Genomic DNA, 25,965 nt, shown 5'->3' with positions numbered 1-25,965 from the left:
CTTTTGCTTTTCCGTACTAATGTTTGACCTCGACAAATGGCAGGAAATTCTCGGCACGGTGCGGCGCCACAAGCTGCGCACGGGCCTGACCGCGTTCGGCGTGTACTGGGGCATTTTCATGCTGGTGGTCCTGCTCGGCGCCGGCCGGGGCTTCCGCAATGGTGTGGAAAAGGAATTCGACGTGGCCAAGAACGCGGTGTTTATCTGGTCGCAGCGCACCAGCGTGCCTTACGCGGGGCTGAAGGTGGGCCGCTCCATTCAGTTTACCAACGACGATGTGGCCGCCCTGGCGCGGGAGGTGCCCGAAGCGGCTCTCGTTCTGCCCCGCGGCTCGCTCGACGGCACCTTTACCGTGCAATACGGCACCAAGAGCTCGTCGTTTTCGGTGAACGGCGAGTACCCCGGCTTCCCGGCCGTGAAGGCTCTGCACCTGATTGGGGGCCGGTTCATCAATGCACCCGACATTGGGGAGCGGCGCAAAGTGGCCGTCATCGGCGACCGGGTAGCGGAGGTGTTATTTGGCAATCAGAATCCGCTGGGCCAGCAGATTCGCATCAAGGGCATCTACTTTTTGGTGGTGGGCCTGCTCAAGGCCGAAGGCAAGCCCGAAAATGCCCAGGAAGAGGCTCAAACCATCATTATTCCGCTTACCACGCTGCAAAACACCTTCAACCAAGTGAACAGGGTGAGCTATTTCACCTTTCTTCCCCAGCCCGGCATTCCGGCGGCGGTGGTCGAAACCAAGGCCAAGCAGGTACTGGCCCGGCAGCACAAAGTGGCCCCCACCGACGACCGGGCGCTCGGCTCGGCTAATGTGGAGGAGGAGTACGCGCGGGTGCAGGGGCTGTTTACCGGCATCACGGGCTTTAGCTGGTTGGTCAGTATCGGTACCATCCTCGCCGGCATCATCGGGGTGAGCAACATTATGCTCATCGTGGTGAAAGAGCGCACCAAGGAAATCGGGATCCGCAAGGCCCTCGGGGCTACCCCCTGGAGCATCGTCAGCCTGATTGTGCAGGAGAGCATCGTTATCACGGCCGCGGCCGGGCTGCTGGGCCTGTTGGTGGGCACCGCGCTCATGGCCGGCATCAATGCCTTGATCGCGGGCCAGAACATCGGGTTTTTCGCCAACCCCCAGGTCAACCTGGGCGTGGCCGGCACGGCCGTGACGCTGCTGGTCGTGGCCGGCGCCGTGGCCGGGCTAGTGCCGGCCCTGAAAGCTGCGCAAGTCCAGCCCGTGGTGGCCCTGAAAGATGAATAGCCCCGACCTCCGGGGTAGGCCAGAACCATCGGCCAGGCTTGTCGGAGCCCGGCGCGCTGCTCGAGCCGGCATTAACAACATGAATAACATTTCCCTTTACCAATTCTCATGAAACGCGTGTTCCTTTCGCTGTTGCTGCTGCTGCTACTGGCCGGATTTGGCTGGCTGGGCTACTATTTCTGGAAGCAGGCCCACACCGACCCCGTCACTTACACTACGGAATCGCCTTTCGTGACCGACATCGTGAAAAAGACCGTGGCCACGGGCAGCATCGTGCCGCGCCGCGAAGTACAAATCAAGCCCCAGGTGTCGGGCATCGTGGAGGAGCTGTACGTGGAGGCCGGGCAGCCGGTCAGGGAAGGCCAACTGCTCGCCCGCATTCGCACGGTGGCCAACGCGGCCAACGTCAACAGCGCCACAACCAGCATCCAGGCCGCGCGCATTGCCTTGGAAACGAGCAAAGTGGCGCTGGACCGGCAGCGGGTTTTGTTTGAGCAGAAAGTCATTGCCGAGCAGGAATACCTCAACTTTCTGGCCGACTACCGGGCCAAGCAGCAGGCCATGGACGCGGCCGAGAGCAACCTGCAGATTGCTCAGCGCGGGGCTTCCCGCAACACCGGCGGCTCGCTCAACCTGGTGCGTTCCACCATTACGGGCCTGCTGCTCGACGTCCCCGTCAAGGTGGGGTCGTCGGTGGTCGAGCGCAACAACTTCAATGAGGGCACCACCATCGCCGCCGTGGCCGACATGCAGAGCCTGGTGTTCGAGGGCAAAATCGACGAGAGCGAGGTGGGCAAGGTACGCGAAGGCATGGACCTGAACCTGACCATTGGCGCCCTCGAAAATCAGAGTTTCCCGGCCACCCTCGAGTACATCGCGCCCAAAGGGCTGGCCGAAGAGGGCGCGATTAAGTTTCAGGTGCGGGCGCGGCTCAAGCTCAAGCCGGGCCAGTTTCTGCGGGCCAACTACTCGGCGAATGGCGACATCGTGCTGGGCCGCCGCCAGCAGGTGCTGGCCATTCGGGAAAGCCTGCTGCAATTCGGCAAGGTCAACAAGGACAGCGTATTCGTGGAAGTAGAAACCGGCCCCCAGCAGTTTCAAAAGCGCCTGATAAAAACCGGTCTCTCCGACGGCATCAACGTGGAAGTACTGTCGGGCCTGGCCAAAGCGGACAAGGTGAAGGTGCTGGGCCCACCGGCCGGGACTGAGAAGAAGAGCTAGTAGCGGGTAGTAATGGGTAGCTACCCGTAGGAATATACATAAACCGGCCCCTGCTTTTGGTAAAGCAGGGGCCGGTCTCACATTGAGAGTTCGGTACTTATGCCGTTTTTTTCGGCCGGCCTGGCTTCTTAGGGGTACCGTCTTCGCCCAACCGGGGAGCACGCGGCTGACGAGGCTTGCGCTCTTTGGGCGCCGATACGTACTCGTCGGAGAGTACGGCGTCAGCCTCGCTGAGGGCGGCCTGCAGATTACCCAAGGCCGTGTTTACCTTTTTCAGGGCACGTTTCAGGTCTGCTTTCACGCCGTCGGCTTGCTGCGCCTTTTCCACGATTTTCTGAAAGTCATCAAAATTTAGAGCCATGCTGTTTTAACTGTAGAGTGAAATGATTGATAGCGCCAAATATAATGCCGCGCCATGTATACGAAGCAAGTATCAGGTAAGGGGAAACAAATTCAAAAAAAATAAAATGGCCGATGACCTATTTAGCTGAACGCGGCAAAGCCGGCGCTCCACTCGCTAATGCCGGTGCTTGGCATCAGTGAATTTTTCCCAAAAGCATCAGCCACATAGCCCTAAAGAAAAAGTAAAATAAGTGTGCGGCTGCTACTGGGGCATCGGATTACCGAAAATCAATTTTATGGTTTCCAGTTTTTTACGATCGAAAAGCTGAATTTATTTCCCCAGCTTAATTACTCTTTACACGCTACATCTTACTCAGGCCGAACAAATCTCTAAGCCGGTAAAAGAAGCGGCAATCAGGCTTTAGAAGGGAGCTTTCAGCCGCTGTCAGAATACCCCAGCTACGGCGCCAGCCGACCGAAACAAAGAAATAATATGGTTTTCATTATGAAAAAAAGCGAGATATAAACGGCGAAAACGGCGGAATCTTACCTCGCAATACGCCATCGTGGCCTCGGGCAGACAGTGGTTTTCGCACTTCGGGCCCGGCTGATAATGCTCGCCGACCAGATCCGGCAGGAGAAATAGTGGGCTTCCTGTTCGCCTTGCTCAGCGAATTTGATCGATAAGCCGCTGCGGAAATAAAAATAAACCGGCGGTTTATCGAAATGCTAATTATCTGATTACTGCCTATTGCCAACCCTATTATTACATATTACAAGAAACTACCTTTAAAGTGCTGACCTGGCTTGGCAGCGCCGACCTGTACCAACGCTTTTTCAGGTTAAGCGCGGCGGCGGGCGTCCGAAAAGGGCTAACTTGCGGGCCCTAGCGACCTCCTAATTTGTTTTTAATTCAGTGTTGACTTCTTTTATACCACGTCGAACCGTCGTGGCCGCCACTTTGGGCTTGTTGGTTGCCACCAGCTTGCCCGCTTGCAGAACCAGCCCCGAAGAGGGCAAAAAGCCGGAAGCCGCAGCAACGGCTGGTAGTACCCCCGCCCCCCCCCCTCCGGTCGACACCATTAAGCTGAAAGCCCTGGCCATGCGGCGTGATTCGCTCCGGGCCGACTCCATCGTGAAAAAGAGCGGGCAATTGCCCGGCGCCATCCTGCCGGGCCACCGCATCGTGGCCTTTTATGGCAACATCCGCTCGAAGGGCATGGGCATTCTGGGCCGCGAGCCCAAGGAGCAGATGTTCCGCAAGTTCGAGAAAGTACTGGCCCAGTGGCAAGCAGCCGATCCGAGCCTGCCCATCCAGCCGGCCCTGCACAGCGTCACCATCACGGCCCAGGGTGCCGCGGGCAAAGACGGCAAGTATCGCCTCATGAACTCCAGGGCCACCATCGAAGAAACCATTAACTGGGCCAAGGAGCACCACTGCATTATTTTCCTCGACGTGCAGGTGGGCCTGAGCAACCTGCGGGCCGAGCTGCCCAAGCTGGAGCCCTACCTCAAGGATCCCATCGTTCACATGGGCATCGACCCCGAGTTCGCCATGGAAACCAAGGGCGTGCGCCCGGGCAAGAAAATTGGTACCTACGACGCCAAAGACGTGAACTATGCCGTGAGCTTCCTGGCCCGCATTGTAAGCGAAAACCACTTGCCGCCCAAGGTTCTCACCGTGCATCGCTTCACCCAGGGCATGATTACCAACTACAAAAACATCAAGCTCGACCCCCGCGTGCAAATCGTGATGCACATGGACGGCTGGGGCAGCCCCACCTTGAAAAAGGACTCTTACCACGACTATATTCAAACCCAGCCCGTGCAGTATACCGGCTTCAAGCTCTTCTACGAGTACGACATCAAGCCCAAAAATTCGCACCTGATGACGCCCCCCGAAGTGCTGGCTCAGCTCACGCCCAAGCCGCTTTACATTCAGTACCAGTAGAGACCTGGCGCCAGGCTTGGTGCGCACTGGCTGACTGATGCCCCGACCCGTATAATCAAACAAAAAAGGACCGCAACTGGTGTTGCGGTCCTTTTTTATTGGAGTTGAGCATCCGCCCCTGGCCTAGAAAAACAACCACCGGTGGCGCTTGGTGCGCCCTTCCAGGTGCTTGCGGGGCACCAGCGTGACGTTTTGGACCGAGGAGCCATTGACCTGAACTTCCTCGTCGGCGTACCCACCGTAGCCGAATTGCAGCTTCTTGGCCTGGTGAGCGGGCAGCCGCATGGAATAATTGCCGTTGGCATCGGTGCCCACGCCCTGACCGGAAACCTTATCGATTACGGTGGCGCCCACCAGGGGCCGGCCGTTCTCGTCGAGGATGCGGCCTTGCACCATTACCGTGCGCGCGCTGGCCTCACTCGAAGCCTCGGCTAATTCGCCTTCACTCAGGCTGGTCGCGTCGACAGTGAGGGCTTTATTAGTTACTAGGTTGCGGTTCGACACGTGCGTGGTAGCCATCGAAGCCCCGGCGACGAGGACCGCTCCCATAACCAGGGCGGCGGCCCGCTGCCGGAAACGCTTCGGCTCCGTGCGGATCAGATCCATCTGGCGTTGCACCCAGCCCACGGGCCGCATGTGCTCACCATCCTGTTTCATGTCGTGGAAGCGACGGAGCGTGTCGTTGCCCAGCGACCGGTTGCTTTTTAGGTAAGCCTCAACGGCTACCGTGTTTTCGTGCGATAAGTCACCCCGGAGGTATGCATCGCGATATACGGGCAGCAATTCACCCGTGGTTGGATTGAAGGGGGAAGCGGTAAGTTTCATGATATAGGCAATTGATAATGGGTGTGAGATTTAATTCAGGAATTAAATTGTCTGGTTTAGGCAGCATAGGCGGGGCGCTGTATTAGCGCCCGGTTTCTTGCCTATCTAATTAGTTCTGCTTGCTGGCGCAATACATCGCGGGCAATGGCTAGGTTGGTGTCGCGAGAGTTCACCGCGAGATAGATGAATTTCTTACCGCCATCCACCAGATTGAGGAGGTGAATCTGGGTGGTAAGCGTAATCAGAATGTCGTCGATGCTTTCGTTCGTGAGCTTCAGGGCTGTCATGGCCTTATGCTTCTGCTTCACGACTTCCGCGTTGTAGGCGGCGGCCGTTTCGGGGTTAAGCGTTGGCGAGTTGGAATGCGAGGCCATGGCCATACCCGATTGGGTATCCACGACAGCCACGGCTATCAACTGGGGCAAATCATTAATAATATTTTGGATGGCTTGGCCAACTGGGGTGCTTGTAGAATACGCCATTACTTAAAAAATTAAAATTTGAATAAGAGGAAAAAAATAAATGGACTACTATTAAAACTGACAGCATTTACTCACTGTGCATCCGGAGCACCGTGCGGGCGATGGCCAGATTGGTGTCGTGGCTGCTCACTACCAAATACAAGAGGCGCTGATCATCCGCGCTAATGCGCAGCAGGTGCAGCTGTTCGCGCAGGGTAATGAGGATGTCTTCGATTTTTTCGTCGGGCAGCGACAATGCCTGTAAAGCCTGGCGCTTTTGGCGCACCACTTCGGTGTGATAACGAGCCGCTTTGGCGGGCGTTAGCGCCGGGGTGTTGCTATGAGCTGCCAGAGACCGCCCGCTTTCAATATCGATAACTGCAACTGCCAGCAATTCCGGCAGGGCCTCTCGTACCGCTTCAACCGTCGCCACTGCCTGGCTGCGTAACAGCTTGGAAGCTGGCGAAGCACTGGTTTTAGCGAGCGACTGCAGATGATCTAGAAGAGGAATATTCATGGAAGAGCAAACAACGCCTCCGGATGATCCTTGAGTCTTTTTGTGCGTTGTGAACACACGAATTTACTTAGTCGTTTAGCTTTTGGTGCACAATAATTAAACAATTTTTCAATGTTTTAGATAAACCGCCCTTTCAGCAGGATAAGACATGGTATTTCGTCGCCATAATTTTACCATCCCCTTGCTTGCAACTAATATAACTTTTCCAATAAACAAACAAAAGAGCAATATTCCTCTGATTGCCGAGGTTAAACCGCCTTCCTGAATGTATGAAAGCGGAATAGAAGACCACCGATCTAGCTTCTAGATAGCGCAAAACGGGAGGGCCGCCAGCCCCAGCGTGCCGTCAGCCCTCCCCTTCATTGATCAGCCGAGTAACAATAAATAGTTAGCGGAGCTGGTTGGCGCCCCACAGTAAGGTAATTAGTTGCCCACGCCGGCTAGTGAGCAGCATTCAAATCTACCTTGCCCCCCGAGCGGACGCGCTTTACCAGTAAAATCAGCGGCAAGCAGGCCAGGAAGAAAATGCCCAGGGCCGTGAATACCTGGGAATACGTGATAAGGGATACTTGCTTCATCAAAACCCCTTCGAGGGCGCCGTACGCTTGCCGTTGAGCCTGCTCCAGCGGAAAGCCTTTCGCCAAAAAGTTCTGGGTGAAGGCTTGGATACGCTGCACGGTTTCGGGGTCGTAGAGAGAGATGTTGGGCAGCAGGGCCACCCGGTTGGCGGCAATGCTCCGCTCGAGATAGGTACCCACGATAGCCACGCCAAAGGAGCCGCCGAGTTGGCGGATCATGCCGGTAATACCCGCGGCCTGACCGGCGTCCTTGCCTTGCAAACCAGCCAGGCTCATGGTGGTGATGGGCAGGAAAATCAGGCCCAGGCCTACGCCACGGACCATCAGGGGCCAGAAAAAGTCGCTTTCGCCGGCCGTGGGCGAGATACGCGACGACATCCAGAAGGTGAAGATGAAGAAGATGACGAAGCCGACCGGGATCATAAACTTCTGCGAAATGCCGGCTTGCAACGCCCGTCCAATCAGCGGCATCATAAAGCCCGAGGCCAGCGCGCCGGGCAGCAGCAGATAGCCGGTTTGGGCGGCCGTAAAGCCCAGAATGCGCTGCGTGAATATCGGAAACACGAACACCGAGGCGAACAGTCCGAAGCCGAGTACGAACGACAGAAACGCTCCTACGGCCAGGTTGCGGCTTTTGGCCAGCACCCGGAGGTCGACAATGGGCTGAGCGGCCGTAAGCTCGCGCCAGATGAAGCCCACAATGCCAATGGCGGCCAGCGTGCTGAACAGCAGAATGGTGTTGTCTTCGAACCAGTCGCTGCTCTCGCCCTGCTCCAGCACGAACTGCAGCGAGCCCACGCCCATAATCAACAGCCCAATGCCGGCCCAGTCGATCTCCCGCAAGGGTCGGGGAATGGCATTTTTAATTCGGTCGGGGTCGCGGATGAACAGCAGCGTGAAAATGGCCGCCATAATGCCCACCGGCACGTTCACGTAGAAAATCCAGGGCCAGTCGTAATTATCCACGATGTAGCCGCCCAGCGTGGGGCCAATGGTGGGGCCGATGATTACGCCCATGCCAAACAGGGCCTGGCCCAGCGGCAGTTGCTTGGGCGGAAAGGTATCGACTAGAATAGCCTGCGAGGTAGCCATGAGCGCGCCACCCCCAATGCCCTGGATGAAGCGGAAGGCCACCAGCTCCCAGAGGTTGGTGCTCTGGCCGCACGCCATGGAAGCCAGGGTGAAAAGCACTACCGAGAAGAAAAAGTAGTTTTTGCGCCCAAACTGCTCACCCAGGAAGCCCGTCATGGGAATAACAATAACGTTGGCGATGCCATAAGCGGCCACCACCCAACTCACCTCCTGCTGGGTGGCCGACAGGTTGCCCATCATCTGGGTCAGGGCCACGTTCACGATGCTGGTATCAATAAGCTCCAGCAAAACGCAGAGGACCACCGTCACGACGATAATCCACTTAGTAAATCCGGTTTCCATAATCGTAATGCGTTGTTGGTGCTTGGTGCCTGGTGCCTAGTGCTTGGTGCTTGGTGTTCTGGGCTATGTAGCGGGTAGCGGCGGTTTTTGAGTCAACCACCGTTTTTCCTGGGCCGTATCAGGTATGCACCGTAGCGGAGCAAGTGCCCGAGTGTGCTTCTTTACGTCTTGCGTGGTTTTCGGCGACGCGCAAATGCTCCTCTCAGTGCATAACACGCGCTAGTTGCGCGGCCTTGTCATTAGTGACCAAGCACCAACAACCAAGCACCAACTTCTACTTCACCTGTACCGTGGCCTTTACGCTCATGCCCGCGCGTAGGGGGTGCTGGGGGTCAACTTTGTCGAGGGCGATTTTTACCGGAATGCGCTGCGTTACTTTCACGAAGTTGCCGCTGGCGTTATCGGGCGGGAGCAAGGCAAAGCGGGCCCCGGTAGCGGCGGATAGCGACTCGATGTGGCCCCGGAACTCCTCATGCGGGTAGGCATCGACCTCGATCTTCACGGGCTGGCCTACTTTCATGTCTTCCAGCTGGGTCTCCTTGAAGTTAGCTACCACCCAGGTGCGGGAGCTGCCCACAATGCCGAACAGCTGCTGGCCCGGAGCTACTACCTGGCCCGGCTGCACGTTTTTCTTGCTCACGATACCCGCCTCCGGGGCCGTGATGGTGGTGTAACTAAGCTGGAGCCGGGCATTGTCGAGATCGGCCTGGCGCTGCTTCACCACGGCCTGGGCCACGGCTACTTGTTGCTGAGCGGCCGTTACTTGCTGGCGGGCTACGCTCACCTGGTCGGTGGCGGTGGCGCGCTGGGCCGTGGTGGCACGCAGGTTGGCTTGCACGGCATCGTACTCGCTCTGCGGGATGATGTCCTGCTGCCGGAGGAAGGTGCTGCGCTGAAGGTCTTTTTGCAAGCGGGCCCGATTGGCTTCGCTGACGCCAATGGTGGTTTGGGCGGTGCGGACGTTGGCCTGGGCGGTGCCCACGGCGGCGCGGGCGGCTACCACCTGGGCTTGCGCAGCGGCCAGAGCGGCCTCGGCCGCGTTCACCCGCTGCTGATAATCGGCCGGGTCGAGGATAACGAGCACATCGCCTTGTTTAACGGGCTGGTTGTCGCCTACTTTCACGGCTAGTACCGGGCCGCCTACCCGGGGCAGCACCGGGTACACGTCGCCCTCCACCTGGGCGTCATCAGTGCTTTCGTGGGCTTGGGCAAACTGGTAGCGCGTCCAGCCATAGTAGCCGGCGGCCAGCAGAATTACGGCTACAACAATTAATACGAGCGGGTTACGCCGCTTCGGCTCTTCCGGGGGCGCCTCGGCCTCGGTCGAGGTTGCGTTCGGATAAGGAACCGGAGCTTTGGATACGACGGGAGCAGTTTCGGTCTGAGCCATCTTAATCGAATTAAGAATGAGGAATGAAGAATAAAGCGGAGTGGGAAACAAGAACGAGAAAGGGAGAAACCCCTACGGCCAAGCCGACGGTTCTCATTTCTTTGGATTGTTTAGGAGGTTAAGGGCGCACGTACCAAAAGGGTAGCGCAACGGGCGGTACGCAATACCGTTTCGGCGGTTGTGCCCATTAGGAAGCGGGTGAGGCCCGTGCAGCCGTGCGCGCCAATAACAATTAAGTCGGCCTGCTGGCGGCGGGCTTCCGCCACAATTTCGAGGGCCGCCTCGCCCGGTACGATGCCAGTGTGCACGGGGGCGGCCCCGGCTTGCTCCGCCGCCGCCCGGAGGCGCTGCAACTGCTCGGCGCAAGGTTCGGGCAGGGCCGCCGGTCCCGAGCTCAGCGGCTGACCAGTGGGGCCGAGCTGCGGCTCGCACACGTGCAGCAGCCGCAGCTCGGCCCCGGTCGCTACCGCCAGCGCCGCCGCGTACGCCACCAGCCCCGCCGAGGCGGCCGAAAAATCGAGCGGACAAAGGATGGTCATTGTTAAGAGGAGGGTAAGCAAGGGTAAACAGACTGAACGAGCTTAGGCGAAGCGTTGGAGAAATCAGGCGATACTCCCTTCATTGCTCACCTGCCCATCGGCGGCAAGTATTACCAAATCTGCTCGCCGGTGGCGCGCTTGAGCTGATACTGGCCGAGGGTGTAGTTATACATCGCCTGAGCGCGGGCCAGGCGAGCCTGGGCCAGCTGGGTTTCGGCGTCGAGTACGTCGAGGTTTTGCCCGACGCCGTAGCGGTAGCGCCCCTGGGCGCGGGTGAGGGCGTCGGTAGCCTGGGCAATTTGCTGCTCCGCATTGGCGTAGCGGGCCTGGCTGGCTTCGAGGTTGTTCGCCGCCTGGCGCACGTCGGCGCGAACCTGCTCCTGGGTGTCCTGGGTGCGGGCGTTGGCGCTGCGAGCGTTGGCCAAGGCTTCCACGCGCTGATTCTTGTTCTTGTTGCCGTCGTAAATCGGCACCGAGAGCTGCAGTACCCCTACCGTGTTGAACCTAAGCTGATTGAGCTGGGGCAGGTAGCCATTTTTAGTGCCGACTTGCCCGCCTACGCCCAGGCTGGGCAGGTTGCTGCGCTCCACCAAGCGCTGCTGAAGTGTAGCGGTATTCTCGGCATCGCGGGCCAGCTTGATCTCCGGGCGGTTTTCCAGGCCCTTCGCAACTTCAGCGTTCACGTCGACCGGGCGCGGCTCGAAAGTCAGCCGGCCCTTTATTGGAACATCGGCTTGATTGGGTTTATGCAGCAGGCGCGCCAGCTGCACTTGCTGGTTGCGGAGCTGATTCTCGAGGTCGATTTTCGTGTTTTGGGCTTGCGTGATGCGCACGTCGGTGGTCGTTACGTCGAAACGGGTGCTGACGCCGCCTTGCACCCGCTTCTCCATTTCCTTGCGGTGCGCGACCAGGGAAGCAATCTGGGCATCCTGCACCTTAATGCTTTCGCGCAGGAACAGAATATTATAGTACACCTGCGCGGCATTGAAGGCCAGGTCACGCCGGCTCACGGTTACGTTGTCGCGAGCAGTTTGCACCTGCGCTTCGGCCACCTGCACCGTGGCCTCGCTCTTGCCGAAGTCTAGCAGCAGGTACTGGGCCGTGATGTGAGCGTCGTAGTTGTTGTTAGGCGCTATCTGGAACGGCTCGGCTCCCAGCGGTATTTTCACGACGGGGTCGATGCGCGTGTAGGTGGCCGTACCGGTTATCTGGGGCAGGAAACCGGTGCGCGTCTGGGCCAGGCGGCCACTGGCGGCATTGGCCAGCTCTTCGAGTGAGGTGATGCCGGGGTTGGCATCCAGGACGGAGCGCACCGTGCCTTCCAGCGTTAGCGAATCCGAAATAACGTCGATGCCCGACCCACTTTGGGCCTGAGCAGTACCCACGCTAAATAATGCTACCGTAAAGGCAATGGTGGCTGATGATGAAAAACGAGAAGACATGGGAAGTTCGGGAGTGTAGCCCTTGCCGCTTACCGAACGCCGTGCCAAGGGTAGCCCGGACAGCGCGCTTATCGCTGAAAAGCCCACCATGCCGCTGGAACGGGCTTTTAGTAAGCATTAAGACTCCCGACAACTTTTATGGTCATTAGTGGTTTTCCTTAAATAATGGGAATTCCTAAATTCATTCTCCTGATATTTCAGGAACCTAGAGTTTCTTTTGCTTATTGAATAAATAAGCCAGCCGTTGTCTTGCCTTACGCTGGTTGAATCCGCTTTGCCCTCGCTCATGCCCGATCAAGACGAAACTTTGTTGCTGCATCTCAATGATGCTATCGCAACTAGCCGTGACAAAGACTCGCTGTTTAAAGTCGTTACAACGAAGCTGCGCCTGATTTTTCCGTTTGATCTCATCGGCATCAGCGTATTTGACGCTGAGCTGAAGAACAAGCGTCTTTTCTTGCGCGACTATTACGGAACCGAAGAAAGTGACTTAGCTCTACCCGCCGGGAATAACTACTTCACGCCCATTGCCGGCTCGCCCCTTGAAAAGCTGGTAGCCAACCCGCAAGTGCGCCAGATTGCCTTGTCGGATTATTTAGCCGACTACCCAGACTACGAGCCTTTTGTGCGAATGCAGCAGCTACTGATCACGCAGCTCACGGCCGTGCCGCTCCGCACCGGCGGCCGGTTGATTGGGGCCCTCTTCCTGGCGGCCCGCCACTCGCCCAACCTGACGCCCGCCGATGAGCGCTTGCTGGAGAAGATTGGCGCGCTCGTGGCAGTGGCCGTAGCTAACACCCTGGCTTTTGAGGAAGTAGCCCGCCGCGAGCAGGAACGCACCCTGCAGCTGAACATCAACAACGCTTTGCTTAGCATCAAGCAGCGGGAGCCACTGTTCCGGGCCGTGGCCGAGGAGCTGAGCCGGGTGGTGCCGTTCGAGTACTTCGGCATTCGGGTGCAGCGGGCGGGGCAGGAAAAGGAGTTTCAGGCTTTTGCTGAACTCCTGCGCCCAGCGCCCGGGGCTCCGCTCGAGGCGTTAAGCCTGGACCGGGACCAAGCCGAAATCCTGGCCGATAAGAGCACGATCTATCAGCAGAATACTGAGCTACTGCAAACCGCGGCTATTTACTCCGGCCCCGAGTTCAAGGCCCTGGCCGTGCGCTACCCGCGCCTGCGCTACGTGTACGAGCACTACCACACCCGCGCCCTGCTGGTGGTGCCCATCTGGCAGCGGCCTGATGGCGCGGCCATACTCACCCTTTCCGCGGCCCGCCCCGATGCTTTCCGGCCCCAGGACCTGGCGACGGTAGTGGGGCTGGTGCCTCAGATTGCGCTGGCCCTGGAAAACCTCTTCGCCTTCGAGCAAATCCAGGAGCTTAAGGCCCAGGTTGAGCAGGAGCGGACGTACTTGGTTAATGAAATCAACTCTTCCGCCCGCTTCGGGGCCGATTCCGGAGCATTCGTCGGCAACAGCCCGGCCTTGCAGCAAACCCAGCTACGCATCCGTCAGGTGGCCCCTACCGACACAACGGTCCTGATTTCGGGCGAAACCGGGACCGGCAAAGAGCTCGTAGCCCGCGAGCTGCACAACGCCTCGCCCCGCCACGCTCGTGCCCTCATCAAGCTCAACTGCGCGGCCCTGCCCGCCCAGCTCATCGAAAGCGAGCTGTTCGGCCACGAAAAAGGCGCCTTCACGGGGGCGGTGGAGCGGCGCATCGGCAAGTTCGAGCTGGCCAATGGTGGCAGCATCTTCCTGGATGAAATCGGCGAGCTGCCGCTCGACCTGCAAGCCAAGCTGCTGCGCGTACTCCAGGAAAAAGAGTTTGAGCGCCTGGGCGGCACGCGGGTGCTGCGCTCCGATGCCCGGGTAATTGCGGCCACCAACCGGGTATTGGCTGATGAAGTAGCCGCGGGCCGCTTTCGAGCCGATTTGTATTACCGCCTCAACGTGTTTCCCATTCAACTAGCGCCCCTGCGCGAGCGTAGGGAAGACATTGAGCCCCTGCTGCGCCACTTCGTGCAGCGGCTAAGCAAGCGCCTGGGCAAGCCCAGCCGCCAGGTGCACCCAGCCGACCTGGCGGCCCTGCGAGCCTATTCCTGGCCCGGCAACATTCGGGAGTTAGAGCACGTGTTGGAACAGGCCATCATCGTAAGCCAGGGGCCGTTTCTGGAATTCGCGGGGTTTGCGGCGGCCCCAGCAACATCCGGAGCGGCTGACGCCACTGTTTCGGGCACGGCTCCGCTCAAAACCATGCGGGAGCAGGAGCGCGACCACATCCTCACCGCCTTGCACCGAACCGGCGGCCGGGTAAGCGGTGCCCACGGGGCGGCCCTGCTGCTCGACATCAACCCCAAAACCCTGGAAGCCCGCATGAAGAAGCTGGGCATCCGGCGCACGGTGGGGGTGGAGGCGTAGCCAACTCAAGTTGCGAACTAGCCTCGTAGCGGCGGAAGGTTGGCAGTACTTCAACGAGGCCCGGTGGGTGAGAGCCGCGTCGCGGTCGTACCCGGTAGGAATTGAAAGAGGTCCGGTGGGTGAGAGCCGCGTAGCGGTGATACCTTCGGCTCTTGGCGTTGACCTGTCACCGCGACGCGGCTCTGGTTTGGTCGGGGGTACCATGCTCTACCGCCGCCACGCGGTTAGTCCGCAACTTGGGTTGGCTAGCTCTTAGTTTGTGGGGATTGGATAGCCTTCTTATTGCTAAACTGACAGTAAGGGTTAGAGGGTCAGCATTTTGCACCTCTACTTTGCAGCGTATCGTTTAGCGACATACGCAATTACACGATGCGCACTACGCTAATCATTTCATTTGCTGCCTACTTTCAGGTTTGGAGGTGCCGCCACCACGGCTGAATGATTTTGCTGGTATGGAGCCGCCGCGTTGGCCTTGGACGAGGTGCCGGCGGCGGGCACTCTGAATGATTTCGCCGATATGGAGCCGCCCCGTCAGTAAAGTAAACTATTCAGACAACCACTGCAGGGCACTATACTCGCCCGGGCCGAAGAACAGCCGCAGCAGGTCATCGGCCATTTTGAGGCCGTTGGAGCTGTTGGTGAGGAATACCAGGCTTTCTTTTTTGCCGGGCAGCGTCATGTAAAAGGCCTTGAAGCTGCCATTGTCGCCCCACTGCCACTGGGCCAGTCCCTGGCTGGTGGTGGCCAAGCCCACGCCGCAAGCCCAGGCGATAAGTGGGTCGGTGGACGTCGCCGGCTTGCCGCAACGCTGGGCTTCGTTGGCCGGGCTACGGAGTAGCTGGGCCGTGGCCGGCTTAAGCTTCTTACCCGTCATCAACGCCTGCAAGAACCGGCTATAGTCGGCTGCAGTGCTGAGCAAGCTAAAGGCGCCGTAAGCGGCGGAAAAGTGCGTGATGGGAGCGGGCTTTCCCTGGCCGTCATGACCCGAGGCGACATTAGCAGCCATTTGCTCGCTCCACACGAAGCTGCTGTGCGTCATCCGCAACGGCCCGAAAGTCTCCTCCTGCACCAGCGTCTCAAACGACTTACTGGTGAGGTACTCCAGCGTTTTTTGCAGCAGCACGTAGCCTTCGCCGGAGTAATTCCAGCAGCTATCGGGCGCGTATTTCAGGCGTAGCGGCGCGGTGGCCCACTCCGGGCTCAGCGGGTTAGTGGCCCAGTTGGGTAGACCGGTGGTGTGACCGAGCACCATACGAGCCGTGATTTTGTCGGCGTTCGGCGCTCCTTGCAGGCGCGGGTAAGCGTAGTAGCTCAGCAAGGGCTTGTCAAGGCTGAACACACCCTGATCGAGCAGGCGCAGCGTGGTATACGCCAACACGGCCTTGCCGAGCGAGGCCGCCTCGAAAGTGGTGGTGGTCTGTACGACGGCTGGTTGGCCGGCGGTGCGCTGGCCCAGCGCGTATGCTTGTTTCTTGCCGTTGCGCGTGTACAGCAGCTGCGTCCCCGGCACGTTAGCCTGCTGCATCAGGGCCAGCAGCGTGGCGGCCGTGGGCGACAGTTGGGCGCGGCTCCACGGGCAGCACAATAGCACAAGCAGAAAGAGGAGAGAATGTCTCATAGGCGACAGGCGGGTAGCTGGCTGCAACTCAAATGTCGGTGGGAAAACGGGAGGGTAGCAACGGTAGCCATCGCAGGTACGTGTGATGCGGGGCCACTTCTTACTTGTTGCGACGCTGGCCAGGCCCCGGTAGCGTACCGCGCCCCCGCCATTAGCCCGGGCTAGAAATAGCCGGACCACTAGTTTCGCGTTGGTACCAGGGCCGACAGCCGCAAGGCGGTGGGATAGGGTAATATTAATGGACATGCCCGGCAACACTAGCGCGCAAAATACCGCCAAGCCCATAACTACGCGGTAAAAAAAAGGTGATTAACACATCCCCATCCGGGAGGGAAACGGATGCGCTTTCCGCTATGAACCGGCAAGAGTAGCGCGAGTCGCGCTCCCAGGATATCGGAAATCACGAATTCTTGAGCCCTTGTTAAAATCCTTAAATTACCACCTGAATAGCTTCTGGGAAGCTGTCTGCGTTAATTACTCATGCTGTACTCCGCTTGGCAATGCTGCGAGCCCGCCCACCAATGTTGCCTTAAAATGCAAAAAAGAAGTCAACTACTTTTACAAAAATTCAGCATTCAGATAAAGGATAAATTATACGTTTTTTTGTCAAAACATTTCGTCGCACAGTAGAGCATAACGCCTTAGCTTTGCATAATCAATAAATTTCTTCGTTTTTTCATTCACCTAATTCTCGTTATATGCAGGTTTTTACTTCTCTGTGGCGACGCTGGCTGCTGCCGGCTTTGCTGGTAATCGGGGGCGCGGCGGTGTGCCCGGCCCAAGCCCAGGTTAATGGGTACTCGTTTACTGCGTCGGCGGGCACTTTCACTCCACTGGCAAACAGCGCCACTAATGTACCAGTGCTACTCGCCGACGACGCTACTTCCGGCTCGACGCTGCTGCCCCTGGGCTTCAGCTTTGTATTTGGTGGCGTGGCGTATACGGGCGTTAAAGCGTCTTCCAATGGGTTTCTATCCTTTAATGCCAACGCCAGCTACAACGTGGGCAACCAGCTCAGCACGAATGCGGCCGCCACTGAAAAGCCGCTGCTCGCGCCCCTGTGGGACGACCTGGCCGGTAGCGCGGCCGGTGCCCGCGCTTCGTACCAAACTTCGGGCACGGCCCCGAACCGCGTGTTCACGTTTGAATGGCTGAACTGGAAATGGAGCTACCAAGCTACGGGGCCGGTTATCTCGTTTCAGGTGAAATTGTACGAGGGCACCAACCGGATCGAGTACATCTACCGGCCCGAGAGCATGGCCCCGGCTACGGGTCCGAGCTTCGGGGCTTCCATTGGGTTGGCGGGGCCGGTGCCCGCCATGAACCCATCGGCTTTTCTCAGCTTGAACAATAGCTCGGCGGCGCCAGTGACCAGCTCCACCACCGAAACCAGAACCATCACTACGGCCCCCGCGGCGGGCCAGATGTACGCCTTCGAGCCCGGTACCAGCGCTGGCTGCTCCGCTCCTTTTGATCTCGGAGCCGCTCCCGTTACCGGCACCACGGCCACCCTCACCTTTCAGGGGCCGGCCATTGCCACCGGCTACACGGTAACGTACCAGGCCGCTGGAGGCCCCCTGCAAACCCTGTCGCCGGCTCCCACCGCTTCGCCGGTAACCCTGAGTGGGCTGACACCTAACACCACGTACACGGCTACCGTCGCCGCCGCGTGCGGGGGTGGGCTGACCTCGCCGCCTACTACGGTAACCTTTAATACGACCGCGGGCTATTGCGCTACGAACCTTGGCGGCACGTGTGGACCGGATAACATCACGGCCATCAATTTATCGGGCACCACCCTCAATGCCTCGGGCCTCACCTGCACCTCGTCCGGTGCGCCGGCTCAGGCCTACACCAGCTATCCGGCCAGTGGCAGCACTACGGCCACGGTGCAGCGGGGCAGCACTTACCAGCTCATCGTTACAACTGGCGCCAACGACATTATTTCGGCTTGGTTGGATGCCGACCACAGCCTGAGCTTCGAGCCCGGCGAATGGGTGCAGGTAGCCGTATCGTCGGGCGTCAACCTGCCTTCGACGGTGAATATCACGGTGCCGGCTACGGCTGCCCTGGGCCAAACGGTGCTGCGCGTGCGCTCACGCCGCACGCCCAACACCAATGGCCCCTCCGATGCTTGCACTAACTTCGGCTTGGGCGAAACCAAGGACTTTATACTCACCATTACGGAACCCTCGGCCTGCCCCCTGCCAACGAACCTGAGCGCGAGCAACGCCACCCAAAATGGCGCCACCCTCAGCTTCGCGCTGGGCGGTGGCGGCGGTACCGCAACGCTGATCTACGGCCCCGCCGGCTTCGACCCCGCCACCAGCGGCACCTCGGTGGTAGGCGCTACGTCGCCGCTCACGCTCACTACCTTGCAGCCCAGCACCGCGTACCAGTTTTACGTGCGGCAGAACTGCGGCGGAGCAGCGGGTACCAGCCCCCTGGCCGGCCCGATAAACTTCGCCACGACCCCGACCAACGACGACCCCTGCGCCGCCATCGTGCTGCCCCTCAACTCCACTTGCGTGCCGCTGAACACGACTAACCTCGGAGCCACCATCACCACTAGTCCGTCCGTGTCGGCCAGCGCCTGCACCGGCGTCAACTTTACGCCGCGCGACGTCTGGTTTAGCTTCACGACCGCCGCCACCGGACCCGGCAGCACGGCCGTGCGCATTAGCGTGACGGGGTCCTCCGCCAGCATCGTGCAGGCGCTACGGGGGACTTCCTGCACGGGGCCTTTCGTGAACGTGCGCTGCGTGGGTGGTCAGTCGAACGTGGCCGCACCGGCGCTCGACCTCACTTCGCTCACGGCCAGCACTACCTACTGGGTGCGCGTACATACCTTCCAGTTCAACGACCTCCTGGGAGCCTTCAGCATCTGCGCGACGGCTTCCACCGTGTCCGCCGCCCGGGCCCAGGCCGAGGCGGATGGGCTGCTGGTATCGCCCAACCCCAGCGCCAGCGGCGAGTTCACGCTGCACCGCTCTTCGGCCCAGGCGGGCGAGGCGTCGCTGTTCAACGCGCTGGGCCAGTGTGTCCTGCGCCAGTCCCTGCGCCCGGCGGCCGAGCAGACGGTGGACGCCCGCTCGCTCGCACCGGGGCTCTACACGCTACGCGTCGCGGCCGGTGGGCAGGTGCTCACGCGTCGCGTGGTGCTCGAATAGGGTGCACCTGATTGACTTGGAGTAAATCAAACAAGCCCCGGCAACTCAGGTTGCCGGGGCTTGCTGTTTTTATGAGCTAAAAAATGAGCAGTTGAGGCATTAGCTATTAGCGGCGCCAACCCGGCTAGTGCGCCTGCAGCCAGTTGCGGCCCGTGCCCACTTCCACTTCCAGGGGCACGCCGTGCGGCAGCAGCAGCGCGTTGGTCATCAGCTCCTTGATTTTGGGCGTGATGTAGTCAACCTCCTCCTGTACAGCGTCGAATACCAGTTCGTCGTGCACCTGCAGAATCATGCGCGTTTGCAGCTTCTCTTCGCGCAGCCAGTGGTAAATGTTGATCATGGCCATCTTGATGATGTCGGCGGCCGTACCCTGGATGGGAGCGTTGATGGCATTGCGCTCGGTGTAGCCGCGCAGGGTGGCGTTGCGCGAGTTGATGTCGCGCAGGTAGCGGCGGCGCTTGAGCAAGGTCTCGGCGTACTCCTGCTCGCGGGCCCGGTTAATGCTGTCGTCCATAAACTGTTTCACCGACGGAAACTCCTGAAAGTAGGTCTCGATGATGTCGGTGGCTTCCTTGCGGCTGATGCCGATGCGCTGCGCCAAGCCAAAGGCCGAGATGCCGTAGATGATGCCGAAGTTCACGGTCTTGGCCTTACGGCGCATCTCAGCGTCGACTTGGTCGATGGGTACGTGGAAGACCTTGCTGGCGGTGCTGGCGTGCACGTCGAGCCCCTGGCGGAAAGCCTCAATCATGGTTTTGTCACCCGAGAAATCGGCCATGATGCGAAGCTCAACCTGCGAATAGTCGGCCGCTAGCAGCACGTGGTTATCATCGCGCGGCACGAAGGCCTTACGGATTTCGCGGCCCTTTTCCGTGCGAATGGGAATGTTCTGCAGGTTGGGGTTGGTGCTGCTCAGGCGGCCGGTGGCCGTGACGGCCTGGTTGAAGTTGGTGTGCACGCGGCCGTCAACTACGCTCACCAGTTGAGGCAGCGCCTCGACGTAGGTGCTGCGCAGCTTGGTGAGCTGGCGGTGCTCCAGGATGAGGGCCGCGATGGGGTTATCGGCCGCCAGCACGCTCAGGATTTCCTCGCCGGTGGCATATTGGCCGGTCTTGGTTTTCTTGATCTTCCCGCCGCCCAGCTGAAGCTTGTCAAAAAGCACCTCGCCCAGCTGCTTGGGCGAGCCGATGTTGAAGGGCCCGCCGGCTTCGGCAAAGATCTGCCCCTCGAGCTCCTGGATATAGCCTTGCAGCTCGGCCGAGTACTCGTTCATAGCGTTCGAGTCGATCCTCACGCCCTCGTATTCGATGCTGGACAGCACCGGTACCAGCGGGTTTTCCACGTCGTTGAGCAAGCCCAGCAGGCCCAGGTCCTTCAGCATGGGCTCGAACACGTGCTTGAGCTGCAGGGTTACGTCAGCATCTTCGCAGGCGTAGTCCTTCACCTCGGCTGGCGGAATGTCGGCCATGGTTTTCTGCTTCTTGCCCTTGGGGCCGATCAGGTCCAGAATAGACACCGGCGAGTAGTGCAGGTAGGTTTCGGCCAGCACGTCCATGTTGTGGCGCATGTCGGGCTCGATGAGGTAGTGGGCCAGCATGGTGTCGAACAGTTGCCCGCTCACTTCTACGCCGTAGTGCCGCAGAATGGTGAGGTCGTACTTCACGTTCTGGCCAATCTTGAGGATGTGCCGGGCCTCGAAGAACGGGCAGAACTCATCCACAATGGCCTGCGCGGCGGCCGGGTCTTCCGTGGGCACGGGCACGTAGTAGGCCTCCCCCGGCTGCCAGCAGAAGCTCAGGCCCACCAGCCGCGCCGTCATAATGTCGAGCCCCGTGGTTTCGGTGTCGAAGCTGACCTCGGTTTGCTGCAGCAGGAAGGATAGCAGCGACTTGCGCAGCTCGGGCGTATCAATCAGGTGGTAGTGGTAGGGCACGTCTTCGAGTCGGCGGCGGGGGCCGGTGGGCGCCCCGAATTGGCCGGTTTCGCCTTCCTCAGCCCCGATGGCCACAGCTTCGTCGCCGGGGTTGCCAAATAACGAGGCCTGGCCGGCCACCACCCGGGGCCGCCGCGCACCGGTGGTCCCGGGCTTGGCTACCCCGGCCGGGGGGCGGGCCGGGCCGCCGCCCAGCACCCGGGCCGCCAGCTGCCGGAACTCCAGCTCGTCGAACAGCTCCCGCAGCTTAGCCTCGTCGGGGGCGTCGAGCACCAGCTTGTCGGCCTCAAACTCCAAAGGCACGTTCACGTGAATGGTGGCCAGCTCCTTGCTCATCAGGCCCTGCTCAGCGAAGTTGCGCACGTTTTCCTGCTGCTTGCCTTTGAGCTGGTCGGAATTGGCAATCAGGTTTTCGACCGAGCCGAACTGCTTAATCAGTGCCTTAGCCGTCTTTTCGCCGATGCCGGGAATGCCGGGAATGTTGTCCGAGGCGTCGCCCTGCAAGCCCAGGATATCAATCACCTGCTCCACCCGCTCAATCTCGAAGCGCGCCAGCACGTGGGCCACGTCCAACACCTCGGCCGCGTTGCCCATGAAGGCCGGGCGGTAGATTTTGATATGGTCCGTCACCAATTGACAATAGTCTTTGTCGGGCGTCATCATAAATACCTCGAAGCCCTCCTTTTCCGCCTTTTGCGCCAGGGTGCCAATCACGTCGTCGGCCTCGAAGCCGTCCATCATCAGCACGGGAATGTGAAAGGCATCGATGATTTTCTTGATGTAGGGGATGGCAATGCCAATGTCTTCGGGCATGGCCTGGCGCTGGGCCTTGTAGTCGGCAAACTGGTCGTGGCGAAACGTCTTCTTCGCCGCATCGAAGCACACGCCGATGTGCGTGGGCTTTTCTTTTTGCAGCACCTCGACCAGCGTGTTGGTAAAGCCGAGCACGGCCCCGGTGTTCATGCCCTTGGAGTTGATGCGCGGGTTTTTACTGAACGCGAAGTGCGAGCGGTAAATCAGCGCGAAGGCGTCGAGCAGGAAAAGCTTTTTAGCGGGGGCGGCAATGTTGTCGGTCATAGGAAGTGAAAACGGGATGCAGGACAAGTAGGTTGGCCCATCCGTATGTAGCTTTAACTTATGATGGCTGCTAATAGCTACTCATTTAGAATCCGCTACGTCTTATTACAACGAGCGGCCGTGTTGGGCTTGATCCCAATCGAATTGCGAAGTAAGGGCGCAGACGCTAGACCCCGGTTTTACCGTTATTGATTTGCAATAGCTGACCAACAACATCCATCCTAGTGCGCTCCTTTACTTACACAAAACACAGTTATTATTTTAATAGTATATAACGTTCTCCCCTGACCTTATAAGCCTCTCACTACCCGCGCAAACTCCTCTTTGTAAGTGTCACCAATGGGGATAACGGCCTCGCCGAGGTAGATGCGCTGCCGTTCCACTGCTACTATCTTCGCCACCGCCACGAGGTAGGACTTGTGGACCCGCAGGAAATGGGGCTGCGGCAGGCTTTCCGCCAACTTGCTTAGGCTACTCAAGGTCAGCACCTTATCCGTGCCGGTGACTACTGTAGCATAGTCTTTGCCGCCTTGGATGTAGCAGATTTCTGCATGGCTGATTTTTACCAGCCGGTGATCCGTCTTAACAAAAATGTACCCTGGCACTTCTGGGCTCAATGAAGCAGCGGCGGGTTGGTTTGGGAGTAGCGGTGCCCGCAGTGTTTGGGTGTGCACGCGTTGCACGGCCTTCAAGAACCGGTCAAAAGAAATGGGCTTGAGCAGGTAATCAGCGACGGCATACTCGTAGCCGTCGAGGGCATACTGAGGGTAAGCAGTGGTGAGAACGACAGCGCATTGATTCTGGAGCAATTGTAGAAACTGCAGGCCCGTGAGCATGGCCATCTGCACGTCCAGCAGTACCAAGTCGATGCCGCCCTGCTGCACCCGTAATAGACCGTCGATGGGGTTGGTAGTTGTGGCCACCAACTCTAGAAACGGTATTTTCCGGGCGTGGTCCGCTATCACCCGCAGAGCTAGCGGTTCGTCATCAATGGCTATGGCATTGAGCGGCATATGGTCGTAGTGACTTAAGGAATCAGAATAGACAGAGGAAAGTAAAGAAACTTACTTGATTGTCTGGGATACCCGGGCCACACCTTGCAGTTCCAGGGAGCAGTGGAAACAGCCGGCTTCCTGCGTTATAGTGAGTTGGTGCTGGCCAGGGTAGAGTAGAGTTAGGCGCCGCTGCACACTTTGCAAGCCGACTCCGCCTACTTGGTCTTTGTTCTTGCGCACAATCTGGTTGTGAGACGAAAAGGTCAGTTGGCCCCCGCGAGCGGTCAGGCGCAGTTCCACCGGCTGTTGGGGGTTATCGATGCTGCCGTGCTTGAAGGCATTCTCCACGAAGGAAATCAGCAGCAAGGGCGCGATTTGGTAGCCGTTGATATTGCCTTCGACCGTGAAATCCACGTACACCCCGCCGTCGTGGCGCAGCTTTTCCAACGCGATGTAGCTGTTGAGGTAATCGATTTCCTGGACCAGCTCGACAAGGGTTTCGTTGGATTCGTAGAGCATGTAGCGCATCAGCTCCGCGAGCTTGAGCAGAGCGTCAGGCATGCGCACCGGCTCAGTCAAGGCCAACCCATACAGATTATTTAGGGTGTTGAAGAGAAAATGCGGGTTGAGCTGGGCTTTCAAGAATGACAGTTCGATGGCGTTTTTCTCCTGGCGCAATGCCTCATTTTTTAAATATTGCTGGCCCTGGTTGAAAAGCAAAGCCAATAGCACATATAATAGACTGGCAATCCACTGATCAATAAAGTAGCGCCCTAGGCCAGGGTCGGTTTCGGAAAGCAATACCGTTCCGGTGAGGAAGGGAATAAACCGGTAATACAGGGCGTAACTGAAAGCCGCATCCCAGGCCCCTAAGAGCAATATTTGCAAGAAGGTAATCGCAAAATACTTGGGAAAGAAATGATGGGTGAACACCCATAGGCTGACATAGAAAGTGGTGGCAACTCGGCCGTACTCAACGTACGTATCCGGCCGTTTAAATTCCGCCAAAAACAGACCCAGGCTGAAGCTGCCATTATGATGGACTATCGTGTTGTATCCCAACGCCGTGGCCAGAAACAGGGCCCAGAACAAAGCGTGATTGAGAAAAGTACGGCGGCGCATGGGGCATGTAGCAGCTCAGGAGTTACCGGCTAAGGTAGCCTGATGGCTGAAGATTGCCTGCTCACTATCCGCCAACGCCGCAATTTCGTCCGCCAAATCTGTTTCAGGGAAAGGTGGCTCAGGCCAGACGGGGTTGGCGGATGAAATCGTCGGGTTAGCAGATTAGCGGGCTAGGGCGACGCCGGAGCATTCAAATTTTGTGTTAAGACTCGCCATTGGGTAAGTCGATGCGGGCAACGGATGTTGCCACCATTTCTAACCCCAAGTACCATCGCATGAAAACTTCCTGGATCATGAAATTTTTCTGGACCCTGTCCCCGCTGTTGTTGGTCTTAGTAACCGGCCCGCTTTTCAGCTCCTGCAATAAACAAGACGAACCGTTGGAACCAGCCACGGAGTGCCACACGCCCACCCTCCCCGCTAACCCCAAAGCGGCTGCCTACCAAGCTCTGGTAGACAGCTACATCCAGAAGGGCTTACCGGGTGTGGTAGTATATATCAAGACGCCGAGAGATGGCGTATGGGTGGGGGCTGCGGGGAAAGCCAACCTCCAAACTGGAGAGTTGATGCGCCCTTGCACGCTCAATTACCCCCAGAGCATTGCGAAAACCTTTACGGCCACGGCCGTCATGCAGCTAGTGGAAGAAGGGAAGGTTGACCTCGACACCAGAATCACCGCCTATTTGCCAGCTACCATCACCGGCCCGATTCGCAACGCCGATCAGGCCACGGTACGGCAGCTGTTGAATCATACCTCTGGTATTACCAACTACTTAGAAGACGAAGCTTTTGTGGCGGATGAGGTGGCTAACCCGTTGCGTACCTATACTGCGGAGCAATATTTAAACTATATCGCCGGGGATCCTCCCTACTTTGCTCCCGGTGCAGGGTACCGCTACTCAGACACCAATTTCCTGCTGGCCGCTTTGCTTATCGATCAGGTCACGGGCCGTAGCCACGCCTATCGGTTCACGGAGCGCATCTTCCAGCCGTTGGGTCTGCGTGATATCTATTACAAAAACGAGCCGGGCTACCCCCGGCCTCGGGGCCTGGTTAGCGGCAACTATTTTGATCGCGATGGCGATAGTGTCCTCGAAGACTATTCGGGCTTCGAAACAGCGAGCGTCAGTAGTTTCCTCGGCGACGACGGGTTGATCTCTTCGGCCTACGACCTGGGACAGTTTATCGAGGCCTTGGGGAAGGGAAAACTGGTGAATGGGCAGTCGCTTCAACAGATGACGCGATGGGTCGATACCGGCATAACGGGCACTCAGTATGGATTGGGCCTTTTTGGGGTTGACACCCCCTACGGTCGGGCGTTTGGGCATTCGGGCAGCGGAGTAGGAGCCGCCGCTCAGATGTATTACTTGCCCGCTCTGGATCTTACACTGGTGGCTTTTACCAACATCGGGACCTACTTCGATTCCCCCGCCAGGGATGTGTTCGAAAATAAATTGACGGCCGATCTGCTCGCCCTGGCGACCCAGTGAGCCGAGCCAGTGTAAGTAGTGTCAATTCTCCCGTTGCTTCTTGTGCGACAATATTGCCCTATCAGCTCAACCATAAGACGTGCCCTCGTGTGCTTAAGCATTATGCTTTCTCTCAGTTGCCCATCTTGGGCACAGTCGAGTTCTAACCTGTAGCCTGGACCTAAAGGCTGGTGGCAATGTAAC

The 25,965-nt window shown here is 58.6% G+C and carries 18 protein-coding genes; 6 read left to right on the top strand and 12 right to left on the bottom strand.

What is annotated here, in order from left to right:
• The first annotated feature begins 19 nt into the window (after positions 1-19).
• Both IC235_RS03355 and IC235_RS03350 read left to right on the top strand, forming a co-directional pair.
• On the top strand, positions 20-1,261 hold the full coding sequence (locus tag IC235_RS03355) for an ABC transporter permease (RefSeq protein WP_191003760.1): 1,242 nt from the start codon (positions 20-22) through the stop codon (positions 1,259-1,261).
• A gap of 108 nt (positions 1,262-1,369) precedes the next feature.
• Complete coding sequence (locus IC235_RS03350; protein ID WP_191003759.1) at positions 1,370-2,482, top strand: efflux RND transporter periplasmic adaptor subunit; 1,113 nt, start codon at positions 1,370-1,372, stop codon at positions 2,480-2,482.
• Between the two features lie 97 nt (positions 2,483-2,579).
• Here the strand turns inward: IC235_RS03350 and IC235_RS03345 are convergent, their stop codons facing one another.
• Positions 2,580-2,843 carry a hypothetical protein gene (locus IC235_RS03345; RefSeq protein WP_191003758.1) on the bottom strand — a complete coding sequence of 88 codons (264 nt, stop codon included), beginning with the start codon at positions 2,841-2,843 and terminating at the stop codon, positions 2,580-2,582.
• Between the two features lie 897 nt (positions 2,844-3,740).
• Here IC235_RS03345 and IC235_RS03340 point away from each other — a divergent pair.
• Complete coding sequence (locus IC235_RS03340; protein WP_317173526.1) at positions 3,741-4,775, top strand: hypothetical protein; 1,035 nt, start codon at positions 3,741-3,743, stop codon at positions 4,773-4,775.
• A gap of 123 nt (positions 4,776-4,898) precedes the next feature.
• On the opposite strand, the gene IC235_RS03335 is transcribed toward IC235_RS03340, so the two are convergent.
• From IC235_RS03335 to IC235_RS03305, 7 genes are all read right to left on the bottom strand, one after another.
• Positions 4,899-5,600: a carboxypeptidase-like regulatory domain-containing protein gene (locus tag IC235_RS03335; protein ID WP_191003757.1), complete on the bottom strand. Its 702-nt coding sequence runs from the start codon at positions 5,598-5,600 to the stop codon at positions 4,899-4,901.
• A 101-nt stretch (positions 5,601-5,701) separates the two neighbouring features.
• Positions 5,702-6,082 carry a hypothetical protein gene (locus tag IC235_RS03330; protein WP_191003756.1) on the bottom strand — a complete coding sequence of 127 codons (381 nt, stop codon included), beginning with the start codon at positions 6,080-6,082 and terminating at the stop codon, positions 5,702-5,704.
• A 67-nt stretch (positions 6,083-6,149) separates the two neighbouring features.
• Positions 6,150-6,578, bottom strand: a complete 429-nt coding sequence (locus tag IC235_RS03325; protein WP_223847060.1) for a hypothetical protein — start codon at positions 6,576-6,578, stop codon at positions 6,150-6,152.
• Between the two features lie 440 nt (positions 6,579-7,018).
• Positions 7,019-8,590: a DHA2 family efflux MFS transporter permease subunit gene (locus IC235_RS03320; RefSeq protein WP_191003755.1), complete on the bottom strand. Its 1,572-nt coding sequence runs from the start codon at positions 8,588-8,590 to the stop codon at positions 7,019-7,021.
• Between the two features lie 274 nt (positions 8,591-8,864).
• Entirely contained in the window at positions 8,865-9,980 is a 1,116-nt protein-coding gene (locus tag IC235_RS03315; protein WP_191003754.1) for an HlyD family secretion protein, read from the bottom strand.
• Between the two features lie 110 nt (positions 9,981-10,090).
• Positions 10,091-10,519 carry a universal stress protein gene (locus IC235_RS03310; protein WP_191003753.1) on the bottom strand — a complete coding sequence of 143 codons (429 nt, stop codon included), beginning with the start codon at positions 10,517-10,519 and terminating at the stop codon, positions 10,091-10,093.
• 110 nt (positions 10,520-10,629) lie between these two features.
• Positions 10,630-11,961, bottom strand: a complete 1,332-nt coding sequence (locus IC235_RS03305) for a TolC family protein (RefSeq protein WP_191003752.1) — start codon at positions 11,959-11,961, stop codon at positions 10,630-10,632.
• A gap of 286 nt (positions 11,962-12,247) precedes the next feature.
• Between IC235_RS03305 and IC235_RS03300 the strand changes: the two genes are divergently transcribed.
• Positions 12,248-14,377 carry a sigma-54-dependent Fis family transcriptional regulator gene (locus IC235_RS03300; protein ID WP_191003751.1) on the top strand — a complete coding sequence of 710 codons (2,130 nt, stop codon included), beginning with the start codon at positions 12,248-12,250 and terminating at the stop codon, positions 14,375-14,377.
• A gap of 544 nt (positions 14,378-14,921) precedes the next feature.
• Here the strand turns inward: IC235_RS03300 and IC235_RS03295 are convergent.
• Complete coding sequence (locus IC235_RS03295) at positions 14,922-15,995, bottom strand: serine hydrolase domain-containing protein (protein WP_191003750.1); 1,074 nt, start codon at positions 15,993-15,995, stop codon at positions 14,922-14,924.
• 698 nt (positions 15,996-16,693) lie between these two features.
• Between IC235_RS03295 and IC235_RS03290 the strand changes: the two genes are divergently transcribed.
• On the top strand, positions 16,694-19,165 hold the full coding sequence (locus IC235_RS03290) for a fibronectin type III domain-containing protein (RefSeq protein WP_191003749.1): 2,472 nt from the start codon (positions 16,694-16,696) through the stop codon (positions 19,163-19,165).
• 124 nt (positions 19,166-19,289) lie between these two features.
• Here the strand turns inward: IC235_RS03290 and polA are convergent, their stop codons facing one another.
• The 3 genes from polA to IC235_RS03275 form a co-directional block, all read right to left on the bottom strand.
• A complete protein-coding gene (gene polA / locus IC235_RS03285) occupies positions 19,290-22,175 on the bottom strand; it encodes a DNA polymerase I (RefSeq protein ID WP_191003748.1) in 2,886 nt (961 codons plus the stop codon).
• A gap of 290 nt (positions 22,176-22,465) precedes the next feature.
• Positions 22,466-23,188: a LytR/AlgR family response regulator transcription factor gene (locus IC235_RS03280; RefSeq protein ID WP_191003747.1), complete on the bottom strand. Its 723-nt coding sequence runs from the start codon at positions 23,186-23,188 to the stop codon at positions 22,466-22,468.
• A gap of 51 nt (positions 23,189-23,239) precedes the next feature.
• Complete coding sequence (locus IC235_RS03275) at positions 23,240-24,292, bottom strand: sensor histidine kinase (protein WP_191003746.1); 1,053 nt, start codon at positions 24,290-24,292, stop codon at positions 23,240-23,242.
• 275 nt (positions 24,293-24,567) lie between these two features.
• Between IC235_RS03275 and IC235_RS03270 the strand changes: the two genes are divergently transcribed.
• Entirely contained in the window at positions 24,568-25,782 is a 1,215-nt protein-coding gene (locus tag IC235_RS03270) for a serine hydrolase domain-containing protein (protein ID WP_191003745.1), read from the top strand.
• Positions 25,783-25,965 lie beyond the last annotated feature (183 nt).

It is taken from the genome of Hymenobacter montanus (assembly GCF_014699115.1).
Lineage (GTDB): Bacteria > Bacteroidota > Bacteroidia > Cytophagales > Hymenobacteraceae > Hymenobacter > Hymenobacter montanus.
The sequence above is the reverse complement of the archived record's forward strand: the minus strand, read 5'-3'. Positions and strand labels throughout refer to the sequence as shown.